General features: G+C 47.5%; 25 protein-coding genes. All 25 read left to right on the forward strand.

Features of this window, described 5'->3' with window-relative positions; all coding sequences use genetic code 11:
- Window positions 1-14 precede the first annotated feature (14 nt).
- The 25 genes from nrdR (at window position 15) to HMPREF1705_RS06630 (ending at window position 24890) form a co-directional block, all read left to right on the forward strand.
- The gene (nrdR, locus tag HMPREF1705_RS06510; protein WP_009201604.1) at window positions 15-494 is read left to right on the forward strand and encodes a transcriptional regulator NrdR; all 480 of its coding nucleotides are present in this window, start codon (window positions 15-17) and stop codon (window positions 492-494) included.
- On the forward strand, window positions 491-2614 hold the full coding sequence (nrdD, locus tag HMPREF1705_RS06515; protein WP_009201603.1) for an anaerobic ribonucleoside-triphosphate reductase: 2124 nt from the start codon (window positions 491-493) through the stop codon (window positions 2612-2614). Before nrdR ends, nrdD begins: the two co-directional genes overlap by 4 nt.
- On the forward strand, window positions 2602-3279 hold the full coding sequence (locus HMPREF1705_RS06520; protein ID WP_009201602.1) for an anaerobic ribonucleoside-triphosphate reductase activating protein: 678 nt from the start codon (window positions 2602-2604) through the stop codon (window positions 3277-3279). Before nrdD ends, HMPREF1705_RS06520 begins: the two co-directional genes overlap by 13 nt.
- Window positions 3280-3311: 32 nt before the next feature.
- Window positions 3312-4502, forward strand: coding sequence for a glycine C-acetyltransferase (locus HMPREF1705_RS06525; protein WP_009201601.1), 1191 nt, complete (start codon window positions 3312-3314; stop codon window positions 4500-4502).
- Between the two features lie 186 nt (window positions 4503-4688).
- Window positions 4689-5831, forward strand: coding sequence for an ABC transporter substrate-binding protein (locus HMPREF1705_RS06530; RefSeq protein WP_009201600.1), 1143 nt, complete (start codon window positions 4689-4691; stop codon window positions 5829-5831).
- A 97-nt stretch (window positions 5832-5928) separates the two neighbouring features.
- Window positions 5929-6822: a branched-chain amino acid ABC transporter permease gene (locus tag HMPREF1705_RS06535; RefSeq protein WP_009201599.1), complete on the forward strand. Its 894-nt coding sequence runs from the start codon at window positions 5929-5931 to the stop codon at window positions 6820-6822.
- Complete coding sequence (locus tag HMPREF1705_RS06540; RefSeq protein ID WP_009201598.1) at window positions 6819-7865, forward strand: branched-chain amino acid ABC transporter permease; 1047 nt, start codon at window positions 6819-6821, stop codon at window positions 7863-7865. The genes HMPREF1705_RS06535 and HMPREF1705_RS06540 overlap by 4 nt, the downstream gene beginning before the upstream one ends.
- Window positions 7858-8646 (forward strand): ABC transporter ATP-binding protein, encoded by a 789-nt coding sequence (locus tag HMPREF1705_RS06545; RefSeq protein ID WP_009201597.1) that lies wholly within the window; start codon window positions 7858-7860, stop codon window positions 8644-8646. The genes HMPREF1705_RS06540 and HMPREF1705_RS06545 overlap by 8 nt, the downstream gene beginning before the upstream one ends.
- Complete coding sequence (locus HMPREF1705_RS06550) at window positions 8633-9337, forward strand: ABC transporter ATP-binding protein (protein WP_040348193.1); 705 nt, start codon at window positions 8633-8635, stop codon at window positions 9335-9337. The genes HMPREF1705_RS06545 and HMPREF1705_RS06550 overlap by 14 nt, the downstream gene beginning before the upstream one ends.
- Before the next feature lie 43 nt (window positions 9338-9380).
- Window positions 9381-9902: a CDP-diacylglycerol--glycerol-3-phosphate 3-phosphatidyltransferase gene (pgsA, locus tag HMPREF1705_RS06555; protein WP_040348572.1), complete on the forward strand. Its 522-nt coding sequence runs from the start codon at window positions 9381-9383 to the stop codon at window positions 9900-9902.
- A gap of 27 nt (window positions 9903-9929) precedes the next feature.
- The gene (locus HMPREF1705_RS06560) at window positions 9930-11141 is read left to right on the forward strand and encodes a M20 family metallo-hydrolase (RefSeq protein WP_009201594.1); all 1212 of its coding nucleotides are present in this window, start codon (window positions 9930-9932) and stop codon (window positions 11139-11141) included.
- Window positions 11142-11298: 157 nt separating this feature from the next.
- Window positions 11299-13968, forward strand: a complete 2670-nt coding sequence (secA, locus tag HMPREF1705_RS06565) for a preprotein translocase subunit SecA (RefSeq protein ID WP_009201593.1) — start codon at window positions 11299-11301, stop codon at window positions 13966-13968.
- A gap of 3 nt (window positions 13969-13971) precedes the next feature.
- Window positions 13972-15834: a hypothetical protein gene (locus HMPREF1705_RS06570; protein ID WP_009201592.1), complete on the forward strand. Its 1863-nt coding sequence runs from the start codon at window positions 13972-13974 to the stop codon at window positions 15832-15834.
- Window positions 15835-15849: 15 nt separating this feature from the next.
- On the forward strand, window positions 15850-17526 hold the full coding sequence (argS, locus tag HMPREF1705_RS06575) for an arginine--tRNA ligase (protein ID WP_009201591.1): 1677 nt from the start codon (window positions 15850-15852) through the stop codon (window positions 17524-17526).
- On the forward strand, window positions 17527-17829 hold the full coding sequence (locus tag HMPREF1705_RS06580) for an FtsB family cell division protein (protein WP_009201590.1): 303 nt from the start codon (window positions 17527-17529) through the stop codon (window positions 17827-17829).
- Window positions 17830-17964: 135 nt separating this feature from the next.
- Window positions 17965-18249, forward strand: a complete 285-nt coding sequence (gene rpsF, locus HMPREF1705_RS06585) for a 30S ribosomal protein S6 (RefSeq protein ID WP_040348191.1) — start codon at window positions 17965-17967, stop codon at window positions 18247-18249.
- Window positions 18250-18261: 12 nt separating this feature from the next.
- Complete coding sequence (locus HMPREF1705_RS06590) at window positions 18262-18741, forward strand: single-stranded DNA-binding protein (RefSeq protein WP_009201588.1); 480 nt, start codon at window positions 18262-18264, stop codon at window positions 18739-18741.
- A 30-nt stretch (window positions 18742-18771) separates the two neighbouring features.
- Window positions 18772-19002, forward strand: coding sequence for a 30S ribosomal protein S18 (rpsR, locus tag HMPREF1705_RS06595; RefSeq protein WP_009201587.1), 231 nt, complete (start codon window positions 18772-18774; stop codon window positions 19000-19002).
- A 75-nt stretch (window positions 19003-19077) separates the two neighbouring features.
- On the forward strand, window positions 19078-20034 hold the full coding sequence (locus HMPREF1705_RS06600; protein WP_057940817.1) for a YybS family protein: 957 nt from the start codon (window positions 19078-19080) through the stop codon (window positions 20032-20034).
- Between the two features lie 6 nt (window positions 20035-20040).
- Window positions 20041-20484 (forward strand): 50S ribosomal protein L9, encoded by a 444-nt coding sequence (gene rplI / locus HMPREF1705_RS06605; RefSeq protein WP_009201585.1) that lies wholly within the window; start codon window positions 20041-20043, stop codon window positions 20482-20484.
- A 29-nt stretch (window positions 20485-20513) separates the two neighbouring features.
- Window positions 20514-21833: a replicative DNA helicase gene (dnaB, locus tag HMPREF1705_RS06610; protein ID WP_009201584.1), complete on the forward strand. Its 1320-nt coding sequence runs from the start codon at window positions 20514-20516 to the stop codon at window positions 21831-21833.
- Between the two features lie 21 nt (window positions 21834-21854).
- The gene (locus tag HMPREF1705_RS06615; RefSeq protein WP_111089654.1) at window positions 21855-22853 is read left to right on the forward strand and encodes a DUF72 domain-containing protein; all 999 of its coding nucleotides are present in this window, start codon (window positions 21855-21857) and stop codon (window positions 22851-22853) included.
- Complete coding sequence (gene queD / locus HMPREF1705_RS06620) at window positions 22834-23232, forward strand: 6-carboxytetrahydropterin synthase QueD (RefSeq protein WP_009201582.1); 399 nt, start codon at window positions 22834-22836, stop codon at window positions 23230-23232. Before HMPREF1705_RS06615 ends, queD begins: the two co-directional genes overlap by 20 nt.
- Window positions 23229-24185, forward strand: a complete 957-nt coding sequence (locus HMPREF1705_RS06625; RefSeq protein ID WP_009201581.1) for a 2-hydroxyacid dehydrogenase — start codon at window positions 23229-23231, stop codon at window positions 24183-24185. The genes queD and HMPREF1705_RS06625 overlap by 4 nt, the downstream gene beginning before the upstream one ends.
- Before the next feature lie 33 nt (window positions 24186-24218).
- The gene (locus HMPREF1705_RS06630) at window positions 24219-24890 is read left to right on the forward strand and encodes an HAD family hydrolase (protein WP_009201580.1); all 672 of its coding nucleotides are present in this window, start codon (window positions 24219-24221) and stop codon (window positions 24888-24890) included.
- The last annotated feature ends 27 nt before the right edge of the window (window positions 24891-24917 follow it).

The following is a 24917-nucleotide window of genomic DNA, read 5'->3' on the forward strand; positions in this document are numbered from 1 at the left end:
GGTAGGGTGTCTCGATGCGTTGTCCTAAATGTAACTACGAAGACAGCAGGGTCATAGAGACTCGATCGGTAGAAAATGGCGGGGTTATACGGAGAAGAAGGGAGTGCCCTGGTTGCGGGAATCGCTTTACCACTTACGAAAGACTCGAGAGGAATAAAGTGCTTCTGGTGGTGAAGAAGGACGGTCGAAGGGAGGTTTTCGACAAACAAAAGGTTTTAAGGGGCATGGTGCGCGCCTGCGAGAAACTTCCCGTTTCGCTCGAAACGCTGGAAAACGCCGCTTCGTCAATAGAAGAAGAGCTTTTCGGCATGGGCGTCGGCGAGGTGCCGAGCTCCTTGATCGGCGATATGGTTGCCAATTCTTTAAAAGAAATCGATCATGTCGCTTACGTCAGGTTTGCCTCCGTGTACCGAGAGTTTACCGATCTGCAAAATTTTATCGAGGAGATATCTAAGCTTTTGAGAAAAGAAGAAGGAGGGAAAGATAGGCAATGACTTTAACCGTTAGGTCAGATCATAGCAGGAACATAGGATATGGAAAGCAGCAATTCCTCTTCGATCGTGGGGAGTCCACCGATTTAGCTTTGATGGTGGAGACTCATTCCAAGGACGAGAGATGCCCCTGGGATGCTGCTAGGATAAGGGACGCACTTATCAGGGAGGCGGGTGTAGATCCGGATACAGCTTTTTCCATAGCGGCGGAGATAGAAGAAGAGGTCTTGCGTTGCGGTAAGGATAAGCTTAATACCTCGATCATAAGGGAGATGGCAAATGTAAAGCTATTCCAAAGGGGATTGGACGTTTCCTTGGTTGATCATTCGAGGGTTGGGATACCCCTTTACGATCTGGAGGCTATGCTGTTTTCCCCAAACAAGGAAAACAGCAACACCGCCTATAACCCTGAGTCCATAAACCTGACCATTGCCGAAAGGATAATAAAGGATTACGCCCTTAGCAAGCTCTTTTCTTCGGACGTGGCGTCAGCTCATTTGGCCGGAGATATTCATATTCATGATCTTGGGATGGTGATAAGACCTTACTGTAGCGGGCAAAGTCCTGCCTACGTTGCCAAGTTCGGATTGAACCTTCCCTCCATAACGAGCGTTTCTTCGCCGGCAAAACACCCCGACGTTTTTCTGGCACATATTTTGAAAATGACGTCGGTACTGCAAAACAATTTCGCCGGTGCCATTGGCTGGGATGCCATGAATATGTTTTTCGCTCCCTATCTTGAGGGGTTGAGCGACGAGGATATACGACAGCTCGCTCAGATGTTGATATTCGAGTTTAATCAGCTGGCAGGCGGGAGGGGCGGACAGGTCGCCTTTACCGACATCAATCTGTACTACGAAACGCCTAAACACTTCCGTGATGTGCCGGCCATTGGGCCTGGGGGAGAGTATACTGGAAAGACCTATGGCGACTACGCCTCCCTTTCTAAGCGCTTTTTGAAGGCTTTATTTGAAGTTTATCTGGAAGGGGACAGTCGGGGGCAGCCTTTCTTTTTCCCAAAACCACTTCTTCACATTACGGACGCCTTTTTCGAGGAAGCCGGATGGGAGGAGATGTTGGAGCTAGCCTCTCTTGTAGCCGCGGAAAAGGGAAATACCTATTTCGTGTTTGATCGGGGAGGGGTTACTAAGCTTAGCGAATGTTGTCGTTTATCCTTTGAACTTACCGAGGAGGATTTACTGGAAGCCAAGACTCCCTGGAGGATGCGATATTCGGCATTGCAGAACGTTACCATAAACCTACCCCGCATAGCCTACCGGTCTCAAGGAGACACGAGGACCTTCTTTGGTTTATTAGAGGAGTTTATGGAGCTTGCCCTAAAGGCACACGTACAAAAGAGAAATTTTATCAAGAATTTGCTCGATTTAAAGGATAAAGGTCCTTTGTCGCTTTTGAGCGTGGCCTACGATGGCGAGAGCTATTTGAGGATGGAAAAGGCAAGCCACTTGATCGGATTGCTTGGGCTTAACGAGACGGTACAGGTCTTAGCGGGTAAACAGCTTCACGAAGGCAAGACGGCAGAAGAGCTGGGCCTTGCCATTGTTAAGTTTATGGAGCTTAAATGTCAGGAGTTGACTGAAAGGGTAGGTTTTAAGGTGGTGCTTGAGCAGACTCCGGCCGAAAGCGCGGCCCACAGACTCGCGAGGCTGGATCTCAAGGAGTTTTCGGTGGCCAGGGATGTGGTCAAAGGTAACCTGGAAACCAACGAGGTGTTTTATACCAACAGCACGCACATCCCTTATGATGCTCCTGTTGATCCCATAGACAGGGTCGTGAGGGAAGGTCGTTTCCATCCCCTGATCAAGGCCGGCGCCATAACACATGTGTGGATGGGCGAGCATAAACCACATCCTCGGGCGCTAGCGTCATTTGTGCGTAAAATTTATGAGCATTCCGAAAATGCCCAGGTGACCTTCAGCCCCGAGTTCACTATATGTAACGACTGCGGCAAAGTGGAAAGGGGCTTGCGATCATCTTGTGTCAGATGCCAGTCCTCTAATGTGGACGGCGTGACTAGGATAACGGGGTACTTTACTAAGATATCTTCATGGAATGCCGGCAAAAGGGCCGAGCTGGCGGAGAGGAAGAGATGGGCAATATAGGTGAAATAGGGAACTATATCCCGTCATCTTTCATAGATTGGGATAGCCGCGTGTCAGCTGTCATTTTTCTGACGGGATGTAATTTCAGGTGTCCTTTTTGTCATAATGGCCTTCTGGTAAATGAGCAAGTGCCAGCTTTAAACGACATAAAAGTCTTAGAGCACATAAAATCTAGGAGAAGTTTTTTAGATGGAGTTGTTATTAGCGGCGGCGAGCCGACGCTTGATATTAAAAGATTAGAGAAGATATTGTTTCAACTGAAAGAAGTCGGGTTGCCCGTAAAGTTAGATACCAACGGCAGTAACCCTCTTGCATTGGAGATGCTGATATCGAAAGGGTTGATCGATGCAGTTGCCATGGACATTAAGGGGCCATGGGAAAAGTACGATATGCTCTGCGGTCGTATTGTTGACAAAGAATCTATAAAAAGATCGATCGATCTTCTCATTTCATCTGAAATCGAAGTGGAGTTTCGCACCACCTTCGTGCCCGCTCTCATGGACTACGATGATCTTTCGAAGATAGAAAGATTCTTGGGCGGTAAGGCCCCATGGATTGTGCAATGCTTTAAATCGGAAAACGCCATGGACGAGGCTTTGAGAAATACCAAGGGGCCTTCGCGTGAAATTTTGCGCGAAAAGTTTCCCGGTGCTATCATTAGATAGAAAACAACAATCTCAAGGAGGGGTTCGAAAGCATGGCTTCCAATTCAAATAAGATGAGTTTTGTGACGGAGGAGCTAAAGCGCCTTAAAAACGAAGGGCTGTATGTGAATATCAGGGTAATAGAAAGCCCTCAGGGACCTTGGGTTCAGATTGAGGGAAGACGGGTTTTAAACTTGTGTTCCAACAACTATCTGGGACTTTGCAATGACCCCAGGTTATGTGCTAAGGCGAAGGAATACATAGATAAGTACGGAGTGGGTCCCGGAGCTGTTCGTACGATAGCAGGTACCATGTCGATACATGTAGAGCTGGAGAAAAAGCTCGCTGCCTTTAAAGGTGCAGAAGCAGCCCTTGTGGTGCAATCCGGTTTTTGTGCCAACCTTTCGGCCATTCCTCCTCTTGTGGGAAAGGGCGATTTGATCTTCAGCGATGAACTGAATCACGCCTCCATAATAGACGGTTGCAGGCTCAGCAGGGCCGAGATCATCCGATATTCTCACTGCGATGTGAGGGATCTTGAGGCGAAGTTAAAGGAGTATGCCGATAGAGATTGCCGCAAGCTGGTCATAACCGACGGTGTCTTCTCCATGGATGGTGACATAGCTCCGCTTCCTGAGATTGTCGAGGTTGCAGAAAAATACGGAGCCATGGTAATGGTCGATGATGCTCATGGCGAAGGGGTTTTGGGGCGCGGAGGCAGAGGTATTGTCGATCATTTCGGCCTTGGCGACAGAGTTGACGTGGAAGTGGGCACACTCTCCAAGGCCTTTGGGGTCGTGGGGGGATTTGTGGCGGGAAGCAAGGAGCTTGTCGAGTATCTGCGTCAAAAAGCTCGTCCAAACCTTTTCAGCAGTGCCCTTACCGTTCCCGATGTTGCTGCCAACATTGCGGCCGTTGACACCTTGGAGAAAAGCGACGACCTAGTAAAGAAGCTTTGGGAGAATGGCGACTACCTCAAGAAGTCTTTAAAGGAAAGAGGTTTTGATGTGGGCAGATCCCAGACACCCATCACTCCTGTCATGATAGGCGATGCAAATAAGGCAAAGGAGTTCAGCCTTAGACTCTTTGAGGAAGGCATCTTTATACAGTCTATTGCCTTTCCGACCGTTCCCGTCGGGACGGCGAGGCTCAGAGCCATGGTCTCTGCTGCTCATACCAGAGAAGACTTGGATTTTGCCGTAGATAAGTTCGCGAAAGTTGGAAAGGCGCTGAGCATAATTTAAATTCCTTCAAAACAGTTTTAAACTCGTAATAAAAGGGGCCTTCACGTGAAAGGGAAGGCCCCTTTTGATTTTAGCCTCCTCGAATAGCAGGGATATTGCTTTCCCTGGGTTGTCTTTTTGTATATAATTATGACGATTGAGAATGTTTTTTGAGTTTACATTTTAACAGTTGGAGGAGGGGTTTAGATGAAAGGCGTTGGGCGTATTTTAGTTGCAGGCTTGATTTTGCTTTTGTTGGGAACGGGTGCCTATGCTGCAGAAGATGTCATCAAAATCGGAGTATATGAGCCTTTGACGGGTCAAAATGCCTTTGGCGGTCAGCTCACTGTTGAGGGTATTCAGCTCGCCCACGAACAGGCCCCGGAGGTATTGGGCAAGAAGGTTGAGCTCGTCATCGTGGACAATAAGTCCGACAAGGTTGAAGCCGCTAATGCCGTTAAAAGGCTCATCGAGAGGGATAAGGTCGTGGCTATAATCGGTAGCTATGGTTCTTCTCTCAGCATGGCAGGAGGTGAGGTTGCCGAGCAATATGGTATACCATGTATCACCGATTCGGCTACGAATCCCTTGGTAACTCAGGGCAAGAAATATTATTTCCGCATGTGTTTTATCGATCCCTTTCAAGGGGCGGCTGCGGCTAAATACGCTTACGAGCAGCTGGGCGTCAGGAAGGCAGCCATACTAAAGGACGTTGCTCAGGACTATTGCGTTGGCCTTGCAGCCTTCTTTAGGAGAGCTTTCTTGGACCTGGGCGGCGAGGTTGTAGCCGATCTTAACTATCAATCGGGAGACCAGGACTTCACTGCCCAACTTACAGAGATAATAAGCAAAGGGCCGGAGCTTCTTTACATACCTTCCTACTTTGCCGAGGGTGCCATAATAATGAAACAGACAAGAGAACTTGGCGGAAACTTCCATATCATGGGCGGGGATGCCATGGACAACCCCGACATGATAAAGATTGGAGGAGAAGCCGTCGAGGGATTCATATATACCACCTTCCCCTATGCTCCGGAAATGCCCGACATGAATCCAATAGCCCAGGAATTTACCAAGGCCTTCAGGGAAAAATACAAAAAGGAACCAAACGCCAATGCAGCATTAGGGTATGATTGCTATATGCTGTTAGTAGATTGCATACAAAGGGCCGGCAAGGCAGACCCAGATGCAATAAGAGATCAGCTCGAAAAGACCAAGGATTGGGTGGGCGTTACGGGTTCAACGACGATCGACGAAAACCACAATGCCATAAAGGCCGTCGGAATAAAGATGGTAAAGGACGGGCAGCAAGTTTACGTCGCGACAGTTCAGCCCGAAGGCAGCAAGTAAAAGGGGAAGCTCTTTTTAAGGTGTGGTGATAATTGAGCAAATTAGGGGGAGTATTGTCTCCCCCTAATTTTTAAGACCGTCGAAGAGGGGGAATGACATGTCTTATCAAATGTTTATCCAACACTTTTTGAACGCCGTTACCCTTGGAAGTCTTTATGCCTTGATAGCAATCGGTTATTCGATGGTTTATGGCATTTTGAGATTGATAAACTTCGCCCATGGAGAAATATTCATGTTGGGAGCCTATTTCGTTTTTTGGGGAACTACCCTTCTGCACCTCCCCTGGTTGGTGGCTGTCCCTACTGCAATTGCGGTCACAGCCCTCTGCGGTGTTTTGGTGGACAGGTGCGCCTACAGACCCTTAAGGGATGCACCTAGAATTTCTGCATTGATCAGTGCTATCGGAGTTTCCTTCTTCTTGCAAAACTTCGCAATAGTGGTCTTTTCTGCCATACCCAGACCCGTCTATCGGCCGGGATGGCTGGTAACGCCAATATTGATACAGGGAGTGCATTTTTTACCCCTCACCCTGGTAGTTCCCTTTATATCCTTTGTTTTAATGTTGGTGGTGCTTTATATCGTATACAAAACGAAGCCGGGGTTGGCGATGCGCGCTATATCGAAGGATATCGAAACAAGTCGTTTGATGGGCGTCTCAGTTGACCAGATAGTAGCTATCACCTTTATGATCGGTTCGGCTTTGGCGGCAGCATCAGGCATTATGTGGTCTTTGAGGTATCCTCAGGTGCATCCGATGATGGGCATGATCCCCGGGTTTAAGGCCTTTATAGCGGCTGTGGTTGGAGGCATCGGCTCCATACAGGGAGCCGTCATCGGAGGCATGTTGCTTGGATTTATAGAAATAATGATAGTTGCCTTTTTCCCCAACCTATCGGGTTTTAAAGATGCCTTTGCTTTCGTGTTGCTCATATTTCTCTTGCTCCTGAGGCCTACGGGCATCATGGGTGAACGACTGGAGGAAAAGGTATGATGTCTTCCAGGAGAAACTTAATTTTAAATATTTTGGCGGTCCTCTGTTTCGGCATGTTTTTGTGGTGGGCGGAAGGCCACCTCAGCGGCTATCAAATTCAAATCATGAACTTGATAGCCATAAATACCATCTTGGCGTTGGGCCTTAATTTGATCTATGGCTTTGGCGGTATGTTTTCCTTGGGACACGCGGGGTTCATGGCCATTGGCGCTTATACCTGTGCACTTTTAATATTGCCTCCCTTACAGAAGGAAATGATTTTCATACTTCAGCCTCTGAGATGGCCCTTTTCGGTGCTTCACGCTCCCTTTTTGGTTGCCGTCGTGTTGGGTGGAGCGATGGCCGCAGTCTTTGGAATATTGGTGGGAATTCCCATTTTAAGGCTCGGCGGAGATTATCTTGGCATAGCGACTTTAGGTTTTGCCGAGATAGTGAGGGTTGTTGCCAATAACATTCCGAGCATTACCAACGGAGCTCTTGGATTGAAGGGTATTCCTCCCTATGCCAATATATGGTGGAATTACGGTTTCCTCTTAGTGGTATTATACTCTATGGTTAGGGTAGTCAACAGTAATTACGGCAATGTCTTAAAGGCCATAAGGGACGACGAGATGGCAGCGAAGGCCATGGGAATTGACGTATTCAGATACAAGATTCAGGTCTTTGCAATGGGTACTTTTCTTGCCGGCATAGGAGGGGCATTGCAGGCCAGCTTCATCACGACCATTGATCCCAGGATGTACATGTTTACGATGACATTTAACGTTCTAATGATGGTTGTGGCCGGCGGTCTCGGTTCAATAACGGGAACATGCATAGCAAGCGCAATAATAACCATATTGTTGGAGTGGTTGAGGATAGTAGAAAGCCCCATGGACTTTGGGCCCGTACATATACCGGGAATTCCGGGCATGAGGATGGTCATCTTTTCCTTGGCGCTTATATTCATAATACTCTTCAGGCGAGAAGGCATAATGGGCATGAAAGAGTTAACTTGGGATGCGTTATTTGGTCGTATGGGGAGGGCAGGAAAAGATGAATGATTATATTATGAGACTGGAAGGCATGACTATGCGATTTGGCGGCTTAACGGCCGTCAATGATCTTTCCATTGAGATTCCTACAGGCAGCATAGTGGGTCTCATAGGGCCAAATGGTGCCGGAAAGACCACTGTTTTCAACGTGATAACCGGGTTTTACCAACCCACTGCTGGCAAGGTCCTTTTTAAAGGGACGGATATATCTGGCAAACAACCTCATGAGGTATGTTCCTTAGGAATCGCGCGTACTTTTCAAAACATCAGGTTATTTGGAAATGAGACGGTGCTGCAAAACGTGATGATAGCATGTAATGTTAGACTGCCGATAAGGTGGTGGGAACCTCCTTTGCTCTTGCCCTCGGTTTTTAAGAAGGAGCGCACCATCAAGGATAAGGCCATGGATTTATTGTGCAAGGTTGGGCTTGAGGACTTGGCCGACGAAGCGGCAACCTCTCTCCCCTACGGTCAGCAGAGACGATTGGAGATAGCTCGCGCTCTTGCTACGGACCCCGAGCTGCTCCTTCTTGACGAACCAGCTGCCGGCATGAATCCTAGAGAAACGCATGCATTGATGGAGTTCATCAAAAATATCAGAGATCTCTTCGGCTTGACCATCATGTTGATAGAACATGATATGCGCGTCGTTATGGGCATTTGTGAGCATATATGGGTTTTGGACTATGGCGTTCTTATAGCGGAAGGCCCCCCCTCTTTCATCCAATCCGACAAAAAAGTCATTGAAGCTTACCTTGGAGAGGAGTATGCTCGTTATGTTAACGGTTAAGGACCTTCACGTTTATTACGGAGGAATTCATGCCATAAAGGGCATTTCCATCGAGGTCCCGCAGGGAGTTATCATTACCTTGATTGGAGCTAACGGAGCTGGCAAAAGCAGCACTTTGAGATCTATAGCGGGATTGGTAAGGCAAAAGAACGGAATAATATCTTATAATGACGAGGATATCTCGAGATTATCTCCGGAAAAAATAGTGGAAAAGGGCATCGTTTTGGTTCCCGAGGGCAGAAAGATCTTTCCGAATCTGACTGTTATGGAAAATTTGATGCTGGGAGCTTACCTGAGAAAGGATGAAGAGGGAATAAAAAGGGATCTAGAGTGGGTATTTGAACTTTTCCCGAGGCTTAAAGAGAGGACTTGGCAAAAGGGAGGGACTCTATCGGGCGGGGAACAGCAGATGCTTGCCCTCGGCAGGGCGCTCATGGGCAATCCGCAACTTGTCATGATGGATGAACCCTCCTTGGGACTTGCGCCCATCTTGGTGAAGGAAGTGTTTGATATAATAAAAGAGATAAATGCTCAGGGCAAGACCATACTTCTCGTCGAGCAAAACGCCTTTGCCGCGTTAAATATAGCTCATTACGCTTACGTCTTGGAAGTGGGCCAAATAGTTCTCAAAGGTCCAGGCGAGGAGTTGATAAAAAATCCACAAGTGAGGGAGGCATATTTAGGTGTCTGAAGGGCCTGTTCGAGGTGGCAACTTAAAGGGAGGCGTTACCAAGATGGGCAGCATAAATCTTCCGAACGCGTTAAGTCTTTCGAGGGTCTTTTTGGTTCCCTTGATGCTGGTATTCTTGAGCCTGGGGATCAAGTACGGCGATATTTTGGCCGGCGTGGTATTCATGGTGGCCGCCTTCACCGACATGGCCGATGGATATATCGCCAGAAAGCATGGCATGGTCACGAATTTGGGCAAGTTTATAGACCCTCTTGCGGATAAAATTTTGGTGATGGCAGCGTTAGTTGCCTTAGTGGAGCTTCAAAGGCTGCCGGCATGGATAGTGGTGGTCATCCTGTCCAGGGAGTTCATAGTTACGGGATTAAGGATGGTCGCCGCGGCTGACGGCGAAGTCATTGCTGCTTCTAAGGGTGGCAAAGCCAAGACTGTGAGTCAGATCATAGCAATATTTATGATCATGTTCGGTTTGCCAGGCGGCATGATCATGATGTGGGTGGCGATGATACTGACAATCTGGTCAGGGATGGATTACTTAATTAAAGGCAGGGAATTTCTTTTTAAGTGATGCAAATGTTAAGGAGGATATGTTTTGATGAAAGACCTCTCTGATGTTTTGGATTCCATGGAGGAGGATATGACTCGCCTCCTCTGCGATTTGGTGTCTATACCCGCCGTTTCCCCGGAGAGCGGAGGTAAAGGCGAGGCCGAGAAGGCAGCCTTTTTAAGCCAGTATATAAGAAAAATTGGATTGGGTTCTCCCGAACGTTTTGACGCGAGTGATCCCGATGCGGAGGGAGGATTAAGGCCAAATATAGTCGTCAGAATCCCAGGAACATCGAAAGAGCGCCTATGGATAGTTGCCCATATGGATGTAGTTCCCGAAGGAGACCGGTCTCTATGGGATACCGATCCCTTTGTTCCCATCGTTAAAGACGGCAAAGTCTACGGCAGAGGGGCCAATGACAATGGTCAAGAGATCGTCGCTTCTCTCTTTGCGGCATATGCTCTAAAGAAATTGGGTTTAAAGCCTGCAAGAGAAGTGTGTCTCTGTTATGTGGCCGATGAGGAGTTGGGAAGTAAGCACGGCATTCAATACTTGCTCAATAATGACCTCTTTTTGCCCGAGGATATGGTAGTCGTCCCCGATGGGGGAACTGAACGTGGGGATTTTATAGAAATAGCCGAGAAGTCGATTCTGTGGTTCGAGGTTAAGGTCCTGGGCAAACAAGTTCATGCAAGCAAACCCCATGAGGGATTGAACGCTTGTAGGATAGCCAATGAGCTGGCCGTGGAATTGGATAGAGCTTTGCATTCTGCTTTCCCGGAACAGGATGACATTTTCGCCCCACCAATTTCCACCTTTGAACCTACGAAAAGGGATGCAAATGTAGCTAACGTCAATACCGTGCCCGGAAGGGAAACCTTTGCCTTCGATTGCAGGATCTTGCCTGACACTTCTTTGGACGATGTCTTGAAGGTCATAGATGAGGTATGCAGGCGAAAATCCGGCGTAAGCGGAGCTGTAATAGAATATCGAATTCTCCAAAGAAACGATGCCGCCCCTCCGACGGATGCCGAAGCTTTCGTGGTGCAGCTATTGAAAAGAGCTGTCAATGATGTCTTGGGGGTAGATCCTGTCGTCGGAGGAATTGGAGGCGGTACCTGCGCAGCCTTTTTCAGGTCTCAGGGTATTCCTGCAGCCGTATGGGCTCAGGAGGTCGATACAGCCCATATGCCAAACGAATATGCTGTAATAGAACACATGGTAAACGAAGCGAAGGTCTTCGCTCATCTGATGCTTTAAGCTCTTTAATCGACCCGTTGCCGGCCGCATATAAGCCATATCAGGATGCAGGGGATTTTGCTGCTTAAGTCGAAAGGCGGATCCCCTTATTTGCGTTTCCGGGTTATAAAAGTGATATTATTCTACGAATTTCAGGTTCTTTATGAGGTGAATAGGTATGTTAAACGGTTTAAAAAAGATTTTGGGATTGGACGCCAATGACAGGGCGTTGAAAAGATATTCCCAAACAGTAAATGAGATAAATGCTCTTGAAGAAGAAGTTGCTGTTTTAAGCGACGATGACCTCGCGAGGGAAATTGCGGAGATGCGCCGAAGGGTTGTCGAGGAAGGGCAACCTCTCGACGAAGTGATGTGCCGAGTATTTGCAATAGTCAGAGAAGCTGCGAAGAGGACTTTGGGGATGAGGCATTTCGACGTGCAGGTCATGGGAGCGATTGCCTTGCACGAGGGAAAGATAGCGGAGATGAAGACAGGCGAAGGAAAGACGTTAGTTGCCACAATGCCCGTAGTATTGAACGCTTTGAAGGGCAAAGGCGTTCATGTCGTGACGGTAAACGACTACTTGGCTAAACGTGATGCCGAGTGGATGGGCAAAGTGTATCGTTTCCTCGGGTTGTCTGTCGGGGTAATTTACCCCTTTATGAGCATTGAAGAGAGAAGAGAAGCCTACGAAGCGGATATCACTTATGGTACCAACAGCGAATTTGGCTTTGATTATTTGAGGGACAATATGGCAATTTTGCCCTCACAACTGGTGCAAAGGGGGCATCACTATGCAATAGTGGACGAGGTCGATTCCATTTTGATAGATGAGGCCAGAACACCTCTTATAATATCAGGCCCATCAGAGGAGTCTGTTGAACCCTACAAAGTTGCCGACAGGATAGCGAAGTCCTTGACCGTTAACGAGGATTTCGAGATAGATGAAAAGGAAAAGAATGTGGCTTTGACTGAGGTGGGAATTAAGCGATGCGAAAAAATTCTGGGCATCGAAGATATATATGCTGAGGTGGAGACCTCGGAGTTGCTTCATAAGATTGTGCAGGCCCTTAAGGCCAGATATCTTTTTAAGCGCGACGTCCATTACGTCATAAAGGACGGAGAAGTTGTGATCGTCGACGAGTTTACGGGGAGGTTGATGTACGGGCGGCGCTATTCCGATGGCCTGCATCAAGCAATCGAAGCCAAGGAGGGTGTCCGAATAGGAAGGGAAAATCAAACCCTTGCGACCATTACACTGCAAAACTACTTCAGGATGTATGAAAAATTGGCCGGCATGACGGGGACCGCCGCCACCGAGGCCGAGGAGTTCAATGAGATTTATGGCCTGGAAGTCGTCGTAATCCCAACCCATAAGCCGATGATCCGCCGCGATTTCCCTGATATCATTTACAGAAGCAAACGGGAAAAATTCGCAGCTGTCGCTGATGAAATCAAAGAATGCTACGAAAAGCGTCAGCCCGTGTTGATCGGCACGACATCGATAGAGAATTCAGAAAAACTAAGCAAATTGCTTTCCGCGCGCCACGTCCCTCATCAGGTTTTGAACGCAAAATATCATGAAAAGGAAGCAAAGATCATTGCCCAAGCCGGCCGTGTGGGTGCTGTCACGGTTGCCACAAATATGGCCGGGAGGGGGACGGATATCCTTCTCGGCGGCAATCCAGAGTTTCTCGCTCTGGAAGAGGCAGAAAAGAGGGGCGTAGATGTGGAAGGTGACAGGAAAGCCTATGAGGCCATATTAGAAGAATATAAAAGTCTATGCGACGAGGAGCACAAAAAAGTAGTATCCCTGGGAGGACTGCACGTCATTGGTACTGAACGGCACGAATCCAGAAGGATAGATAATCAGTTGAGAGGGCGAAGCGGCCGCCAAGGCGACCCGGGATCATCGAGGTTTTATCTTTCCCTGGAGGATGATTTGCTTCGTCTCTTCGGATCGGACAGGATACAGGGCATAATGGAGAAGCTGGGCATGCAGGAAGGCGAGGCCATCGATCACCCTCTTTTGAGCAGGGCCATAGAGTCGGCCCAGAAAAAGGTCGAACAATATCACTTCGACATCAGAAAACAATTATTGCAATATGATAGCGTTATGAATCAACAAAGAATAGCCATATACGACGAGAGGAGACGAATTCTCTTCGCCGACGATTTGATCGAACATACGTGGCAAATAATAACGGATACTTTAGATGAAATACTCGAGTCATATTACCCTGAAGGACAGGAAGCAGATCAGAGGGGAGCCGTTTTAAAGGTTAAAGCCCTTTTCAGCGGGAAAGTAGCTGAATGCCTGACCGGCGTGGACGATCGCTCCCTTTTGCCCGAGGCCAGGGAAAAGATGGTTTCCCTTTTAAGAGACGAGTTCGAGGCAAAACTTGAGGAGCTGGGAAGGGAGACGGCCAATACGATATTTAAGATGATCCTGCTGCACGTTGTCGACTCCCACTGGAAAGAACATCTGCTGGCAATGGACGATCTGAGACGCGGTATAGGGCTTCGTGCCTTAGGTCAAAAGGATCCGTTGTTAGAATATCAGTTCGAATCATACAACTTATTTCAGCAGATGCTCGGCAGCATTCGCGAGGGTGTGGCCCGTTTGGCTCTAAAGGTTTCGGTGGCACGTGAGGGGAAGACTCCTCAGCCTCAAAATAGAAGAGAAATCAGGGATCTCGCTTTGGTCGGGTCTGCTGGCAAAGCAAACAGCGAAAGAAACTTTGAACCTACGCAAGGTACAAGGCGAACCCTAAAGGTGGGGCGAAACGACCCCTGTCCCTGCGGTAGTGGCAAGAAGTACAAATACTGTTGCGGAAGGAATGCATAGTTCATGTTCTTTGCCATGAGGATCGAAAAAGCTTTCTTTATTAAAGCTGCAATTTTGCTGTCTATAATGCTTTTTTTCTTTGCAGCTCCTGCCGTGGCCTTTGCGGGAGACGAGGATAATTTGAAGCTTATTCGGGAATATGTCAAGCAGGTTCCTCCTCTGACTGCCTACGGCAAAGATACCAAGGCAATGGTATGGCAGAGAAGCCACGAATATAAACTGCTTGCCGACGGAAGTATGCTGGTCCGGACAAAATGGCTCATATACTCTGAGTCCCCACTATCAGAAAGCTGGAGAAATTGGAAATTTCCCTTCGTTGGCGACGAAAGGGTAACGATCGACGAGGCCAAGATTTACGATCCAATTAGCTTCGAACTCTATGCCCCTTTGTCCCCGAAAAAGGCAGAAAGCGGAGGCTTATCCTGGTACGAGGTAAACGTTCCCCCTTTGGACATCCCAAACGTTCTGGTCATTTCCTACCAAAAGGAATACCCCGGCAGATGGAACGTCGATGATGCAATACCCATAGGTCTCGATCTTCCGCAATGGAAGGTCGAAATAGCGGTATCCGTTCCCCACGGCTCCAGCTTGACATGGACAACGCCTAAAGATCGACGAGTTTCCCACAGACTTGCAAGGGGAGTGGAAGACACGTATATCTGGGAATTTATAAACCAATTTCCTGAGGGGATAAATGCGCTGGAGGAAGGAAACGATAACTTTCTCATCTTCAGTATGCGCAGCGGTTGGCTTAACGCTATTAAGCCGCTTGAAGATTGGGCATCGGGCTTGAAGTCAATTGTTCCTGAGGCTGTCGGGAAATTTATTGACAACAACAAACAGAGCGCTGGCACGGAGATATTGCAATGGGTTGGAAGAGAAGATCTTTTGCTGCAGGATTTCAAATTGTCCGATGTAAGAAGGAGCCCCGAAGCTATCCCCGGGGAAGGCCCCTGGACGCCATGGGAAAGGACAGTTCTTGCAGCCCATTGGCTTTCCATGGCGGGTTGGGATGTGCGAATCAATTGGCTACCCTTCGTCGTTCCCGAAGAGGACGTCCCTGGAACGCCGAAATTGATATCTCGTCCAATTCTGGAAGCTAGAACTCCCGGAAGTAGCGCCTATAGGGTTTACGATTTGAGATCTTCCGCGATAGGAGGTGCTACGGTACCAGATTCTCTGTGGGGAGAGACTCTTTGCTTCTACGATGGCAATGGCGTGCAGTTGAAACAAATCGATCGCGGAAGCGTCGGCGATCATCGGTTGCGAGTAAAATGGAATCTGGAATTGACGGAATTGGGAGAGGCCAAAGGTACGCTTGAATTGAACCTCAACGGAGGCTGGCCTTACGTCGTATTTGGTGGGCAAAGTCCCTTTTTAGACCTGTCGTCTTCCATGCGCGTATATCCGACTCAAATCGTGGTGAGATGGAACGAGGGGGAGATATCGGAAAGACAGGGGGGCGTGAGGATTGTGTATCCCGTGTCGGGTATATTGGGGATCCCCAGCGACAGCCAAATGCTTTTGAGGTTCCCGATGACGGCCTTCAATTTTCTTGAAGCTTTGGGCTCAATGGATGTAGGGTCGAAATTGAAGTTCCCCTTCTTGGTCGAAGGCATTGTAACGCTTAGGTTGCCCCAGGGTTTTGAGGCCTTCTCGATGCCTTCGTTGCAGTCTAAAAAAGACGGCAAAATTCAATGGGAACAGAAAATCGACAAAAAAAGTCGTGGTAGAATTGTGGAGGCGAACTGGCGTTTATTGGTTAATGAAACATCCATAAACGAAGAAACTTTTTTGACATTGCGTGCAGGCTTTAAAGCCTTGCAACAGTGGAACAACTTGGCTATTCCTATCCGCAAGAAATGATGGAGGGTTGGTTTTATGATTGACGTAGAATCCCACATTAAGGACCTTTTGAATGATGCCATAATTTCGACTGCGAAAGACGAAAACCTAGTTTACCCTGAGGGTCTGGAGATAATCATAGAAAGGCCACGTCGCGAAAATCAAGGCGATTACGCCACAAATGTTGCTATGCTAATGGCTCGCAACTGGGAAATGAAGCCGAGAGACATCGCTCAAGTAATCATTTCCCATTTAAAGAAAAGCGAATACGTGGAAAAGGTCGAAGTAGCAGGACCGGGTTTCATAAATTTCTTCCTATCGGACCTTTGGATGTCAGAGCTTATCAGGGAAATAATCGATAAAGGGGAAGACTACGGCAAAAGGGACTTGGGGGAGGGCAAGCGTGCTCAAGTCGAATTTGTCAGCGCAAATCCAACGGGACCTTTGCACATCGGCCACGGCCGCGGAGCTGCCGTGGGAGATGTTATGGCCAACATACTTTCCTTTGCGGGATGGTATGTGGAAAGGGAATATTACATTAACGATGCCGGTCTTCAAATGAAGTTGCTCGGGAGATCGGTTCAGGCCCGTTACTTTGAGTTGCTTGGAAGGTCGGAGGCTGCCCCCTTCCCTGAGGACGGGTACAAAGGGGACTATATTCACGAGATAGCTCAGGAGATCATAGACATAGAAGGAGATAAATTTCTAGGCCTGCCCATCGAGGAGACATTGGATTATTTTAAGGATTATGCCGTGAAGGTGATCTTAAATGGAATTAAGAAGGATCTGGAGGACTTTAGGGTACTCTTCGACGTTTGGTTTTCCGAAAAAACGCTTCATGAACGGGGCCTCATTCGCGAAATGGTCGATTTTTTGATGAAACGGGGGCTTGCCTACGAAAAAGAGGGGGCCATATGGTATAGATCGACTAAATTTGGCGATGAGAAAGATAGGGTGCTGATCAGGTCAAATGGAGAACCTACGTATTTTGCTTCCGATGTCGCTTATCATAAGGATAAATTCGACAGAGGATTTGATCTTGTCATTGACGTCTGGGGCGCGGACCACCACGGATATGTTCCGCGCATGAAAGCTGCAGTTCAGGCCCTGGGAAGATCGCCTGATGACCTTCAAGTTTTATTAATACAATTCGTTAGTTTAATTAAACAGGGCAGGATGGTCTCCATGTCCACCAGAGCGGGGGAGTTCGTAACTCTCCGGGAGATGATGGATGAAGTGGGAGTAGATGCGATGCGATATTTCTTCCTGATGAGGAAGTGCGATTCCCATCTCGATTTCGATATAGATTTGGCGAAGAGCGCTTCGACGGATAACCCCGTCTATTACGTCCAATACGCCAGTGCCAGGTTACATAGCATATTTAAAGAGGCGTCCTCTAGAGGCATAGAGTTGCCTGCTCCGGAGAAAGTCGACATCTCTTTGTTGAAGACGGAGGAGGAAAAAGCTCTAATTAAATGTCTTGGCAAATTTCCCGAGGAAGTTGCCAAGGCGGCAAAGGAGCTTTCGCCCCACTTGATCGTTTTTTACGCCTATGAATTGGCCAAGGCCTTTCACTCTTTTTATAACGCCCACAGGGTTTTGGGCGAGGAAAAATCTTTGTCGGATGCCAGGCTGATTTTGGTGCGTGCAGTACAGGTGGTGTTGCTAAATGTCTTGGGGTTGTTGAAAATTAACGCTCCGGAAGTGATGTAAGTGCCTAAGCTCAGGTGGATAGTTATTTCTCTTTGTTCAATTCTCCTGTTTTTAATGCTCTTTAACGGTTACCTGCGGGAGCTTAAAAAGTTGAACGAGCTATCCAACCGCATAGACGAGCACGTTCAAACCCTGGTAAGGTTGAAGCTGGATATCGAGGATAAAAACGAGAAAATAAACTATTACAATACTCCCGATGGAATTGCCAAGTTAGCGCGGCAGGAGTTCAATCTCGTGCTTCCTGGAGAAAAGATCTATATTTTAGAATATTATACTCCCGAGGAAGGACCTCAAAAAAAATAACAGCAATCTTCTTGGTCTGTTTAGAAGAGATGTTGTTAAATTTCGCGTTTATGTTTATAATGCTTTGTCGTTGGTGTATCCCTGTCCCCTTTTCGGTGAGGGGATCTTTTAAGGCCAAAGGGAGGAGGTGTAGAAATGCGACCCTATGAATTAATGGTACTCATTCACCCCGATGTCGAAGAAGTCAAGGCTCAGGTCGATGAAATTTCCGAGGTAATCAAAGGTTTGGGCGGAGAGTTCCACAAATCCGACATATGGGGCAAGAGGAGGCTGGCCTATCCTGTGGAAAAACAGGTGGAAGGTTATTATGCTTTGATCGAATTTGACCTGGAGCCTTCTCAAATAGGTGAAGTCGATCGCTTGCTGAAATTGCGCGATCAGGTCTTGAGGCATTTGATTGTTCGTCTCGACGAGAAGTAGGAGAAGGTTAAGATGGTTAGAGGATATAACAGGATTATATTGATGGGCAATCTCGCACGCGATCCCGAGATGAGGTATACGGCCTCAAAACAGGCAGTAGCAAGGCTGACCGTCGCTGTGGGGCGCACCTGGAGGGATCACGAAGGAAATCAGCAGGAGCATACTGATTTCATCCCTGTAGTTGTCTGGGGAAATCAGGCAGAAAATTGCGAGAAATACCTGCGAAAGGGTCGCCCAATATTGGTTGAGGGCAGGCTTCAGATTAGAAATTACGAGACCCAGAGCGGGGATAAGCGTTGGGTTACCGAAGTGGTGGCCCAAAACGTAGTCTTCCTCGGCAGCGGCTCTCGCGATTCACATGATAGCAGTTTCAAAGGATATCAGGAACCCTCTTCTACTATCGGAAGCCTGAGGGACGAATTTCCCGACGAATTTCCAACTGACATATCGGAGGTGGAGGACGGCGGAGAAGAGGCCGATATCCCGTTCTAGTTTATTTATTGAAGAAGGAGGTCGATAGCCATGGCGGATTTTAAACGTCGCAAACGTCGCCCAAAGGTATGTACCTTTTGCTCGAATAAGATAGAATATGTTGACTATAAAAATGTTGAGCAGCTTAAGAGATTCCTGACTGAAAGAGGCAAAATATTGCCCCATAGAGTCACGGGAAATTGCGCCAAACATCAAAGACAACTTGCCAGAGCCATTAAGAGGGCCAGGTTTATGGCTCTGTTGCCCTTCACTGTGGAATAGCGTCGTATTAACATTTATTAATATAATTTGGGGAGAGAATACGCTCTCCCCCTTTTTTTACTGGGAGGTATTTTAATGCAAGATACCCGAAGTCTAGTCGAGTCATCTCTGTTGGTGGCGCTATCGGTCGTACTTTTTTTGGCAAGCCACTTCTTGCCCCTGGTGGGCATTGTAATTTCTTTCTTCTGCCCCGTGCCTCTTGTGATCTTGGGGCTAAAGGTCCCCGCCGAGAAGGCGCTGTTGGGGGCTTTTGTCGCCGCTGTATTGATCACAATGTTCATGGGACTGTTGGGAGGGGTCTTCTTTCTATTCGGTTTTGCCATCATGGGCGTTGCTCTTGGGATGTTCGGTCGGCGTATTCAAAAGGCATCTGATATTATCTTTTACGGATTTCTCGTTTCGCTGTCTTGCAAACTGATCCTTATGGCATTGGTAAAGCTTCTGACGGGTATCAACCCCTTTGCGATAGATCCCGATCTTCTCACCAAAAGTCTGGATAACGCTTTAGCGGTCTTTTCCGATGGCTACGGAGAGACCTTTTTGGAAAGCATGAAGGCACAAGTAGAGACTATGAGTCGATTAATGGTTCATATCTTGCCGGCGATCCTAATTGCTGCCTCTTTCTTCGATTGCGCCGTAAGTTACGTCATAAGCGAAAAAGTTGCCAGAAGATTTAAGGTTCTCTCCTTGCCTTCGATACCGTCTTTCGGCACTTGGCGTTTCCCTAAAAGTGTATTGCTTGCCTTTTTTGCATCCTTCATCCTTTCATTTTTTGCGGGCAAGGGTAATAATATTGGTATGCTAGACGTTCTGAGCTTGAACTTGAAAGTTCTATCAATGATGATTTTTTTGATCCAGGGGTTGGCAACCCTATGGTATTTATTGGCAAATTTTTTGAACATCAACGCAAGAAAATGGATCGGGGTTATGATCTTGGTATTTTCTTTGTTGGTGCCCATATTATCTACAATTGTGATAATGTTGGGTTTCTTTGATATGCTGATAGATCTGCGAGTAAAAATTCGGAGGTGAATTGCTTTGCAGGTAATTCTTAAGCAGGATGTTGATAAATTGGGGAAAAGGGGAGATCTGATAAAGGTGTCGGATGGATACGCTAGAAACTATCTGATACCTCGCGGTTTGGCTGAGGAAGCCACGACCGAAAAAATTAAAAAACTCGAGGAGTTTAAAAGGATAGAAGAAAAAAGGGCAAAAAAACTGGAGGAAGAAGCTCGAGAAAAGGCTAAAATGCTGCAGGGCAAGCAAGTTATTGTACGTGTCAGTGCAGGCGAAAAGGGGAAACTCTTTGGAAGTGTCACCAATGCCCACATAAGTGAAGCCATACAGGAGCAATTGGGAGTTGAAGTTGATAAAAAACTTGTTAAGCTGGAAAACCCCATTAAAGAATTGGGAGCCTATCCAGTTAAAATAAAACTCCATCCCAATGTGGAAATCGACATGACGGTTAAAGTGGAGGCGTGAGAAGTTTGAGTCAGGTGCTCGACAGAGTTATGCCACACAATTTGGATGCCGAAAGGGCCGTCTTGGGTTCCTGTCTCTTGGATAAAGACGCTGCCCTCTATGTCGTAGAGACGCTGCGCAAAGAAGACTTCTACGACGCGGTCCATCAACTGGCGTTCGAAGTAATCGCCGACATGATGCAAAAAGACAAAGCTGTCGACCCTCTGACCTTTATGGAGGAAGCTAAAAAGCGAGGCCTTCTCGAAAGGTTGGGAGGACAACCCTTTGTGGCCTCTCTGATCGATACAGTTCCCACTACGGCAAACGTCGAGTATCACGCTAGGATTGTCCGGGATAAATCGGTGCATCGTAAGATGATACAAGTGGGAACCTATATAACGAAACTGGGCTATGCCGAAGAGGTAGAAGTGGATGAGGTTTTGGACGAGGCCGAAAGGGCCGTTTTCGATGTGGCAACCCATGGAAATTTGGTTGTTTTCAAGAGGATAGGAGATATATTAAACGCAACCTTTCGATACCTCGAAGAACAATTTTTAAAGGGCAAGGTCGTCACAGGAATTCCTTCGGGTTATATAGATTTTGATCGTGTCACCGGAGGTTTTCAGCCGGGATCTTTGACGATTTTGGCAGCCAGGCCTTCGATGGGTAAGACTGCTTTGGCTTTAAACATCGCTCAGCACGTGGCTATCGAACAGGAAACGCCTGTTTTGATTTTTAGCCTGGAGATGGGGGCGGAACAGCTTTTGCAGAGGCTTCTTGCCGCTGAGGCCAGAGTTAACATTCACGATATGCGAACGGGGACATTTCCTCAAGGGGATTGGGATATTCTGTCCGATGCAGCGGGAAAGTTGGCCACGGCGCCAATTTACATCGATGACAGCTCCTTTTTGTCCACCCTGGACCTAAGGGCAAGAGCAAGAAGATTCAAGGCGCAACACGACAATTTGGGCTTGATAATAGTCGATTATCTCCAGTTGATGAGTTTAGCCAGAAGAGTTGAGAACAAACAGCAGGAGGTAGCCGAAATCTCTCGGTCTTTGAAGGGTGTAGCGAGGGAGTTGAACGTACCCGTTTTAGCCCTTTCGCAACTTTCTCGAGCCGTGGAGCAGAGGCAGGACAAAAAGCCTCAACTTGCCGACTTAAGAGACAGCGGTGCCATAGAGCAGGATGCGGACTTGGTTGTCTTTCTTTACAGGAAAGGATATTACGAGGCCGACAAAGAGGAAAACAACGTTGCGGAACTGATAGTGGCTAAACACAGAAATGGCCCCACGGGCACTATACAGCTGCTGTTCATGAAAGAATATACGCGATTTGAGAATTTGGCCTCATGGAGCTTGCCTAAATGATTTGAGGAGGGAAGTATGGGCATGGATGTGGATTTCAGGATTGGCACCTGTTCCTGGGCCGACAAGTCGCTTCTCTCGAGCGGCTGGTATCCGAAGGGCTGTAAAAAAAGCAAGGACAGACTGAGACATTATTCCTCCTTCTTTGATACCGTGGAGGCCGACTCCTTCTTTTATTCATTGCCTGACCCGGCGGTCATCTATTCTTGGATGGCCGCGACACCGCTCGATTTCCTCTTTAATGTGAAGGCCTTTGCCCTCTTCACGAATCATGCCCTTTCGGTTAAAAATCTGCCCCCTTGGTGCAGGGAAAAGTTTGACGACAGATCGAATGAAGGCTTTCAAGCCTCGCGAATTACCCTTTGGGACCTCGACAGAAAGTCGAGAGTACGGCTTTTCGATCAATTTGTCTTTCTTATATCGATCTTAAAATCTACCAAAAGGTTAGGTTACGTGCTTTTCCAGTTCTCTCCAAAAACTAGATATCACGAGCGGTGGCTTGCATACATAAAGAGATTGCGCGAACTGCTGCCTTCCTATCCTATAGCTGTCGAAGTGAGACACATCTCGTGGTTTGAAGGGGATGGAAAGGCCAAGTTTTTGGACCTGCTCGGCGAGGAGAATATGGCTTACGTGGCTGTCGATGAACCCGAGCTTTCCTGGACTGTGCCGAAAGACTGGTATATAACCTCTTCATGGGGCAGCGTCATAAGGTTTCACGGGAGGAATGCTTTGGCATGGAAGAAGGGTTCGACGGTTTTGGAAAAATACAGATATAAGTATACAGAGGAAGAGCTAAGGGGGTGGCTTGATGCTGCTTTGAGCATGAAGCTGCCGGGCAGGGTTTTTATGATGTTTAACAACTGTTACAGGGATTATGCGGTCCAGAATGCCCTTTGGATGAAAAAAGTGTTGGGATTGACTAAGGATGAAGCGCCGTTGCAAATGAGCCTGCTTGAAGGCTTGGAGGCGCCCTTGGGCAGTGAAAATACAGGAGGGGATAATGGTGATATTAAAACGTGAGTTCAGTTTCGATGCCGCCCATTATTTGCCGGATTATCACGGCAAGTGTGAGAGGTTGCACGGACATACCTATAAAGCTGCAATTTTTGTCGAGGGATCTCCCGATGAAGAAGGGATGGTTATGGATTTTGTCGAGCTCAAGGGTTTGGTCGAAGAGAGGATTCTGTCGAAACTGGATCATTCCTGTCTTAACGATGTGATAAAAAGACCCTCGGCGGAATATATAGCTCTCTGGATATGGGGGGAAATGGAACCCCACATTAATGCGGGCAAGAGGCGGTTGAAATACGTTCAAGTATGGGAAAGTCCGGGAAGCTCAGTGATCATAGATGAAAATGACTTCGAGAATTTTCGCGGTATGCTGGAGGTCGTATCATGAGGGTGCTTTTTTCGAATAAAGGTTTCGAGCGCCTCAGGGAGATAATAGAAACTCTCTTCGAAAATCACGAGGTTCGTTACGCCGATATCCTTGAGGATCCGGATTCCTTGGGGTGGGCCGAAGTGCTAGTGAAGGGAACGGAGCCCTTCACAGCAGAGATGCTAGCCCATGCTCACAATATGAAGATGCTTTGTCAATGGGGGGTTGGTTTGGAAAGCATAGACATCGAGGCTTGCACTTCTAGGGGAATCTACGTGTGTAACGTCCCTTCCGGCAACACGGGCAATGCCGAAGGGGTTGCCGAGATTGCCCTTTTGCACATGCTACTTTTGGCAAAAGGATACAACAAGTCACAGGAGAATTTGAGGAAGGGAAAGCTCTTTTCCCCGAGGGGCTTGACGATATGGAGGAAAAGAGTTTGTATAGTTGGCCTAGGAAATGTAGGAATGACCCTGGCCAAGCGTTTGAGTTCCTTCGATGTCGCTATGGTTGGCGTTAACAGATCGTGGAAAGATATATTTTCCTCTCTTTTTCTTGAGCGATTTTACACGTTGGATAAGTTGAGCGATGCCGTAAGGGGTTGTCGCTTCGTCGTAATAACTGTGGCCCTGACTCCTCAGACGAAGGGGTTGATTGGCGAAAAGGTGTTGGGGAGTATGGACGAAAATGCCTTTTTAATAAATGTAGCTCGAGCAGATGTTGTGGAAAGAAAAGCCTTGGAAAGGGCCTTGATGGAAAAGAGGATTGCGGGATGCGGTTTGGACGTCTTTTGGCAGGAACCTCCGAATCAGGAGGACCCTTTGTTAAATATGCCAAATGTCTACGTTACCCCGCACATAGGGGGAACCAATGACGAAGCATTAAAAGGTATACCTGCTTACATAGCTCAAAACGTGGATAGGCTTTCGAAGGGAGAATTGCCCCTATCTTGCGTGAATATTAAGTCTCACTAGAACATCATTCGATAATCTCCTGGAGGTGTTTTTATGAAAGTCAGAGCTCTTTTGTTCGATTTCGACATGACATTGGTCGATACTAGCCATGTCATCGCCTACGCCATGAATTATTTTGCCAGGATAATGGGATTGAGAGCTGTAAGTTACGAAGAGGTGTTGTCTACGATAGGAATTCCCATGGAAAAGTCTTTGCGCTGTTTGTGGAATGAATTCAGGCCAGAGTGGCTCGATATTTATTCAAAGGAATGCAGACCTCTGGAATATGAACGAATGAAGCTTTTCCCGGGAACCGAAGAAGTCTTGCAGGCCCTAAGGAATAGAGGTTTAATGTTGGCCATTACGTCGAACAGGAGAAAGGCCAAAAGGGCTGTCAGGCATTTGGGCATTGATAAATATTTCGATATCGTTTTAGGGTTGGAAGATGTAGATAGAGCTAAACCTGATCCTTACATTTTGTTCAAGGCTGTAGAAAGTCTTGGTGTCGATAAAGATGAAGCGATATACGTTGGGGATACGGTGATCGATATGGAAACGGCAAATAATGCCGATATCATGGGGATTGGACTTGCAACGGGGCCAAACTCGGCTGAGGATTTGAAGAAAGCAGGGGCCCTAATGGTCTTATCCGACATAAGGGAGATTTCAAATATACTGACCTGTGACGGCTTCTTGATCGTAGATGAAGCAAAGGTGGGCAATTAGTTTAAAGTTTTTTTAGGGAAGGGTGAT

It is taken from the genome of Acetomicrobium hydrogeniformans ATCC BAA-1850 (assembly GCF_000160455.2).
Classification (GTDB): Bacteria; Synergistota; Synergistia; order Synergistales; family Acetomicrobiaceae; genus Acetomicrobium; species Acetomicrobium thermoterrenum.

Excerpts from the sequence above, each read along its gene's own strand:
- nrdR (WP_009201604.1), top strand. The coding sequence starts at position 15 with ATGCGTTGTCCTAAATGTAACTACGAAGACAGCAGGGTCATAGAGACT.
- nrdD (WP_009201603.1), top strand. The coding sequence starts at position 491 with ATGACTTTAACCGTTAGGTCAGATCATAGCAGGAACATAGGATATGGA.
- HMPREF1705_RS06520 (WP_009201602.1), top strand. The coding sequence starts at position 2,602 with ATGGGCAATATAGGTGAAATAGGGAACTATATCCCGTCATCTTTCATA.
- HMPREF1705_RS06525 (WP_009201601.1), top strand. The coding sequence starts at position 3,312 with ATGGCTTCCAATTCAAATAAGATGAGTTTTGTGACGGAGGAGCTAAAG.
- HMPREF1705_RS06530 (WP_009201600.1), top strand. The coding sequence starts at position 4,689 with ATGAAAGGCGTTGGGCGTATTTTAGTTGCAGGCTTGATTTTGCTTTTG.
- HMPREF1705_RS06535 (WP_009201599.1), top strand. The coding sequence starts at position 5,929 with ATGTCTTATCAAATGTTTATCCAACACTTTTTGAACGCCGTTACCCTT.
- HMPREF1705_RS06540 (WP_009201598.1), top strand. The coding sequence starts at position 6,819 with ATGATGTCTTCCAGGAGAAACTTAATTTTAAATATTTTGGCGGTCCTC.
- HMPREF1705_RS06545 (WP_009201597.1), top strand. The coding sequence starts at position 7,858 with ATGAATGATTATATTATGAGACTGGAAGGCATGACTATGCGATTTGGC.
- HMPREF1705_RS06550 (WP_040348193.1), top strand. The coding sequence starts at position 8,633 with ATGTTAACGGTTAAGGACCTTCACGTTTATTACGGAGGAATTCATGCC.
- pgsA (WP_040348572.1), top strand. The coding sequence starts at position 9,381 with ATGGGCAGCATAAATCTTCCGAACGCGTTAAGTCTTTCGAGGGTCTTT.
- HMPREF1705_RS06560 (WP_009201594.1), top strand. The coding sequence starts at position 9,930 with ATGAAAGACCTCTCTGATGTTTTGGATTCCATGGAGGAGGATATGACT.
- secA (WP_009201593.1), top strand. The coding sequence starts at position 11,299 with ATGTTAAACGGTTTAAAAAAGATTTTGGGATTGGACGCCAATGACAGG.
- HMPREF1705_RS06570 (WP_009201592.1), top strand. The coding sequence starts at position 13,972 with ATGTTCTTTGCCATGAGGATCGAAAAAGCTTTCTTTATTAAAGCTGCA.
- argS (WP_009201591.1), top strand. The coding sequence starts at position 15,850 with ATGATTGACGTAGAATCCCACATTAAGGACCTTTTGAATGATGCCATA.
- rpsF (WP_040348191.1), top strand. The coding sequence starts at position 17,965 with ATGCGACCCTATGAATTAATGGTACTCATTCACCCCGATGTCGAAGAA.
- HMPREF1705_RS06590 (WP_009201588.1), top strand. The coding sequence starts at position 18,262 with ATGGTTAGAGGATATAACAGGATTATATTGATGGGCAATCTCGCACGC.
- rpsR (WP_009201587.1), top strand. The coding sequence starts at position 18,772 with ATGGCGGATTTTAAACGTCGCAAACGTCGCCCAAAGGTATGTACCTTT.
- HMPREF1705_RS06600 (WP_057940817.1), top strand. The coding sequence starts at position 19,078 with ATGCAAGATACCCGAAGTCTAGTCGAGTCATCTCTGTTGGTGGCGCTA.
- dnaB (WP_009201584.1), top strand. The coding sequence starts at position 20,514 with ATGCCACACAATTTGGATGCCGAAAGGGCCGTCTTGGGTTCCTGTCTC.
- HMPREF1705_RS06615 (WP_111089654.1), top strand. The coding sequence starts at position 21,855 with ATGGATGTGGATTTCAGGATTGGCACCTGTTCCTGGGCCGACAAGTCG.
- queD (WP_009201582.1), top strand. The coding sequence starts at position 22,834 with ATGGTGATATTAAAACGTGAGTTCAGTTTCGATGCCGCCCATTATTTG.
- HMPREF1705_RS06625 (WP_009201581.1), top strand. The coding sequence starts at position 23,229 with ATGAGGGTGCTTTTTTCGAATAAAGGTTTCGAGCGCCTCAGGGAGATA.
- HMPREF1705_RS06630 (WP_009201580.1), top strand. The coding sequence starts at position 24,219 with ATGAAAGTCAGAGCTCTTTTGTTCGATTTCGACATGACATTGGTCGAT.